Below are 4,709 nucleotides of genomic sequence, written 5' to 3' on the forward strand. Positions count from 1 at the left end.
GCATCTGGATGAGCCTCTACAAAGGCTTTCAATTCCTCTAAAGGAATCTTTCGGTTTTTGACGACTCGCTTTTTCCTCTCTAAGTGTCCTTGTTCACGTAAGTTCTTTTCCCACGTGAAGAGAGTTCTGACGCCGACATCAAAAACCTTGGCTGCCTCGACATGGCTGTGCCCCCTCTTTGATGTAATCTAATGCTCGCTGTTTAAAATCTGTACTATATGCCATAGCTTTATTATAACATGCTTGTTTGAAACTAAGCAACTATAACATTTTCCAAGGTAAATAATTAGAATGGTGTTCTAATACAGACACGCCTAATTTACCTTTATTATATTTTATAGACCTACTAAGTAAGTTATAAGCCTCCGTAGCACTTTTAGTGAAAAGCACATTGTAGTTACTGGCACTTAGAAAATTTTTAATTTTTTTCTTAACAGCCTCATATTCATTAGAAAAAATTAAATCATTTTTTGAATTATGTCTCTTAATGTTTATTGGAATTCCTGAATAAACTTCTGTTAATTTATTAACAACAGCTTTTGGCTTGGGAACTGTAGCTGCATTATCAAAATAAATAATATCTGATGTTTGAAAAGAAAATAAATTCCTCAACATATTTCACCACTTTGAAAATCTACTACCATTAAAAATTTCTACTTCCTAAGATTTAAAATTCGATTTATGTAATACATTGTATTGGCACATCTTTTTGGGAAATACAACTGAACCATTTAATACTACTACAGAAACTTCATCACTACTATGGCTTCTGCTGACTTCTCATGATTCCTTGTTACTATGCTTTAGGCGCTCATGAAACCTCACGGAATCAGTCCCAGATTTTTCTTCCTTTATAACAGAGGACGTTAAAAGGTTACAGTGAAAATAGGAAATCGGACGCAGAGTCTTTGGACTCTAGGAAGATTTATCTTTTTCACACAAACCTTAGTCCGAATTCAATTACTTTCATGACTTACAGATATAAGTTACGACTACCTATTTAAACTTTAGAGTTCTTGGCTATCTCATCTGCTAGATAGGCTTTCCTAGCACCTCTCTGTTCCTAGAACCAGGATTTCGCTATTCTTTCCTCTAACGTTTTTTACTCTAACGTCAGGGTCTATCTCCAGACCGTCTTCGTCCGCTACCTCACGATAGTCAGGATTGAGGGGCGCTGTTGGGTTCATCGGTAGCTAGTGCCCACAGAGGACTTGTTCCTCAGATGTAGGCCATGACCCGTCGTACCTAAAAAACTATCCGACCTTAACTTAAGACCAGATAGTTCATCATTTTTATTTTTCAGCTGTAAGGGCAGCCATTGTGATGTAGTTGTATGGTTTGTTGAAGTGTGGCAAGAAGAAGAGGTCTGTCAATGCCAATTTATCAATTGTTACATGCTCTTGGATAGCAAGTGAGAACATGTGAATTCCCATGCTGATTGAAATATCGTGTGAAACCATTTGGGCACCAAGAATTTCACGGCTATCTTTGTCAAAGACAATCTTAATCGCTACTTCATGGTTATCGTGTTTCATGAATTCTGGTTTTTGAAGATCGTTAAATCCTGTCTCAGTCGCATTGTAACCTGCAGCTTTTGCTTTTTCAAGAGTCAAACCAGTTGAAACCATGTGAAGACCATAGATTGAGATACCGTTTGAACCTTGAACACCGATTCCTTCCAATTCATGTCCACAAGCATTGTAGGCACCAACGATACCAGTACGAACTGCGTTTGAAGCAAGGGCGATGTAGCTTGTGTCTTTACGAGCATTATCATAGACAGTCGCACAGTCACCAACTGCAAATACACCTGGAATTGAAGTTTCTTGTTTCTTATCTACAAGGAAAGCACCATTTCGGAAGAGTTCAATCTTACCGTCAGCAAGAGCTGTGTTAGGACGGAAACCAACCGCAAGAACAACCATATCCACATCAAAAGTTTCTTTATCGGTAATCAAGCGTTCAACTTTACCGTCACCTTCGATTGCTTTAACAGTTTGACCAAGAGCCAAGCGGATGTTGTGGTCTTCCAAGTTCTTCGCCATCATTTGTGTAAAGTCTTTGTCATAGTAACCGTTCAAGACAGTATCAACGATATCGACAAGGACAACTTCTTTTCCAAGACGCTCAAAGGCTTCAGCAAGTTCAACACCAATGTAACCACCACCAACAACGGCGATACGGTCAAGGTGTTGGCTCTTGTCAGCAAGTTTATTGATCACTTCTTCAGCGTTTTGGTACAATTTCACGAATTGTACGTTTTCAAGAGTTGCTTTAAATTCGCGGTTTCCTTTAAGAATTTCAACACCTTCTATTGGTGGCAAGATTGGTGTAGAACCTGTAGCGAAAATCAATTTCTCGTATGATTCTTTGTGCTCTTTTCCTTCAACTTCGGCTGTGACTACTTTGTTATCATAGTCGATTGAAAGAACAGGTGAGTTCATGTAAACCTTAGCACCTTTAGCTTCCAATTTTTCTTTATCAGAATAGAACAAGCCTTCAGCACCGTCAATTTGATTACCAATCCAAAGAGCCATTCCACATCCTAGGAAAGAGATGCTAGAGTTTTGGTCAAATACAACAATTTCGTTCTCATTTCCAAAATTATCCAACATAGTATTAATACATGCTGTACCAGCATGGTTAGCACCGACTACAACAATTTTACTCATAAAAAATTTCCTACTTTCATTCTAAATTTACCTTACTAGTATACCATTTATTGTCAGCGTTTACCAGAGGTTTGCTATTACTTTATCATTTTTTATCAAAAACAATTCTCCATTTATCCTAATTTCAAGCCTAATGAATTTTTTTAAGCATATTTCTTGACTTTTTCCAAATTTAATTTATGAAAATTCTAGCTTTATGGTATTATAATAACATGAAAATAAAATACAAGGTCTTCCATTTATATAATTATTTGATATTGCAACTTATTTTCTACAAAAGAAAAAAGTTGCTAGCTTGCCTCTTCGTTCACATTCTGAACTCCTAACGGGAACCACTATCACTATTTCATTAGTTAATGAGTGAGCAGATATCTTACTCCAAAAATCCTTTGATTTGCTCAAAAAGCTTGAATACCATTTCAATGCCAATAGTCAAGAATCTGAGTTGATGGAAATCAATTATCAAGCAGGAATAACCCCCGTCACTGTTCATCCAGACCTGTTTGAACTGATTTCACTTGGTTTAGAGCATAGCCTAGCACTCTATAGCCAGCTCAACATCAGTATTGGTCCCCTAATTCAAACCTGGCGCATTGGTTTTTCAGATGCCAAAGCTGCACAACCTCAAGAAATTGAAGCGGTGCTGTCTCTAATCAATCCTCATGATATCGAGTTAGATTCTTCTACTTCCATTGTATTCTTAAAGCAGAAAGGAATGAAAATCGATTTAGGTTGTTTAGTCAAGGGTTATAGTGCAGATAAAGGGTGCCCAATTTCTTAGAAAAGAGGGTATGACTTCTGCCTTGATCAATCTGGGAGGGAGTATCCTGACCATTGGAAAAAATCAGACAAGAGGGGATAACCCTTGGCAAATCGAGATTCAAGATTCAGCCAATCCGAGGGGAAATCACTTAATGACCATTCCCGTTGTCAATCAATCTGTCGTGACTTCAGGCATTTATGAACGTCACCTGACAGTCGATGGACAAGATTACCATCACATTTTTGACAATAGACTTCCTGCAAAACTAGAATCCTAGTTCATGATTGATAATGCCAGCAATCAAATTCATTCGTAATCCGAAGCGTTTACGATGATTTCGATAGGTTGTTGAAAATATTTTAAACGTTTTCATAGTGAAATGAAATAAGAACAGGACAAATCAATCAAGACAGTCAAATCGATTTCTAACAATGTTTTAGAAGTAGATATGTACTATTCTAGTTTCAATCTACTATACTTTGGCAAAAATATTCTCAACCTTGCTGCTCCCCTTAGATAGCGCATGGTTACAGGCCTTCTCTTCAGCTGTTAGCGGCTTGAGTTTGCTGGATTTACGTGGAGTTTGTGCTTGAGGATATATCTTCATGAGCCTTTGATAAGCACTGTCAGCCAAGATTTTACCAGCTTGTCCGATATTTCTGCGACTCATTTTGAACAACTTCATATCATGACAATAGTTCACAGTGATCTCCAAAGAAACAATTCTCCCTTGACTTGTGACAATCGCTTGAGCCTTCATAGCGTGGCATTTCTTTTTACCAGAATCATTCGCTAATTGTTTTTTTAGGGCGATTGATTTTTACTTCCGTCGCATCAATCATTACCGTGTCTTCAGCACTAAGGTGAGTTCTTGAAATCGTAAAACCACTTTGAACAAGAGTTACTTCAACCCATTGACTCCGATGGGTTAAGTTGCTTTCGTGGATACCAAAATCAGCCGCAATTTGTTCATAAGTTCGATATTCTCGCACATATTGAAGTCGCCATAAGAAGGTATTCTAGGCTTAATTTAGGTTTTTATCCATCTTTTGCGTGTTTAATTTTTAATACAGCTAACATCTCTTCAAAAGTCGTGCGCTGAACACCAACAAGACGATTAAATTGTGCATCAGTTAGTTGTTTACTTGCTTCATAATTCATAGAACTATTATACCATATTTTGTTTCGCAGGAAGTCTAATAATAATATTTATCTTTCCTATCGAACGCTTTCAATCTTCCAACTATTCCAACCTTTCCCGACTTTATCACTTA

At 37.4% G+C, this 4,709-nt stretch carries 2 protein-coding genes and 4 pseudogenes; 1 reads left to right on the forward strand and 5 read right to left on the reverse strand.

Annotated elements, in window-relative coordinates:
* The 3 genes and pseudogenes from HT687_RS06500 to HT687_RS06510 form a co-directional block, all read right to left on the reverse strand.
* Positions 1 to 225, reverse strand: a pseudogene (locus HT687_RS06500) (IS630 family transposase); the annotation flags it as partial.
* 36 nt (positions 226 to 261) lie between these two features.
* Complete coding sequence (locus HT687_RS06505; RefSeq protein ID WP_000945719.1) at positions 262 to 615, reverse strand: aminotransferase class V-fold PLP-dependent enzyme; 354 nt, start codon at positions 613 to 615, stop codon at positions 262 to 264.
* Positions 616 to 1,292: 677 nt separating this feature from the next.
* Positions 1,293 to 2,672, reverse strand: a complete 1,380-nt coding sequence (locus tag HT687_RS06510; protein ID WP_000036801.1) for an FAD-dependent oxidoreductase — start codon at positions 2,670 to 2,672, stop codon at positions 1,293 to 1,295.
* Positions 2,673 to 2,967: 295 nt separating this feature from the next.
* Here HT687_RS06510 and HT687_RS06515 point away from each other — a divergent pair.
* Positions 2,968 to 3,688: pseudogene (locus HT687_RS06515) on the forward strand (FAD:protein FMN transferase); the annotation flags it as partial.
* Between the two features lie 12 nt (positions 3,689 to 3,700).
* Here HT687_RS06515 and HT687_RS06520 read toward each other — a convergent pair.
* Both HT687_RS06520 and HT687_RS06525 read right to left on the reverse strand, forming a co-directional pair.
* Positions 3,701 to 3,808: pseudogene (locus HT687_RS06520) on the reverse strand (IS5/IS1182 family transposase); the annotation flags it as partial.
* 102 nt (positions 3,809 to 3,910) lie between these two features.
* Positions 3,911 to 4,596: pseudogene (locus HT687_RS06525) on the reverse strand (transposase family protein); the annotation flags it as partial.
* Positions 4,597 to 4,709: the final 113 nt, after the last annotated feature.

Origin of the sequence: Streptococcus sp. 1449 (assembly GCF_013276805.1) — a bacterium.
In the GTDB taxonomy this organism is placed as follows: domain Bacteria; phylum Bacillota; class Bacilli; order Lactobacillales; family Streptococcaceae; genus Streptococcus; species Streptococcus pseudopneumoniae.

Excerpts from the sequence above, each read along its gene's own strand:
- HT687_RS06510 (WP_000036801.1), bottom strand. The coding sequence starts at position 2,672 with ATGAGTAAAATTGTTGTAGTCGGTGCTAACCATGCTGGTACAGCATGT.
- HT687_RS06505 (WP_000945719.1), bottom strand. The coding sequence starts at position 615 with ATGTTGAGGAATTTATTTTCTTTTCAAACATCAGATATTATTTATTTT.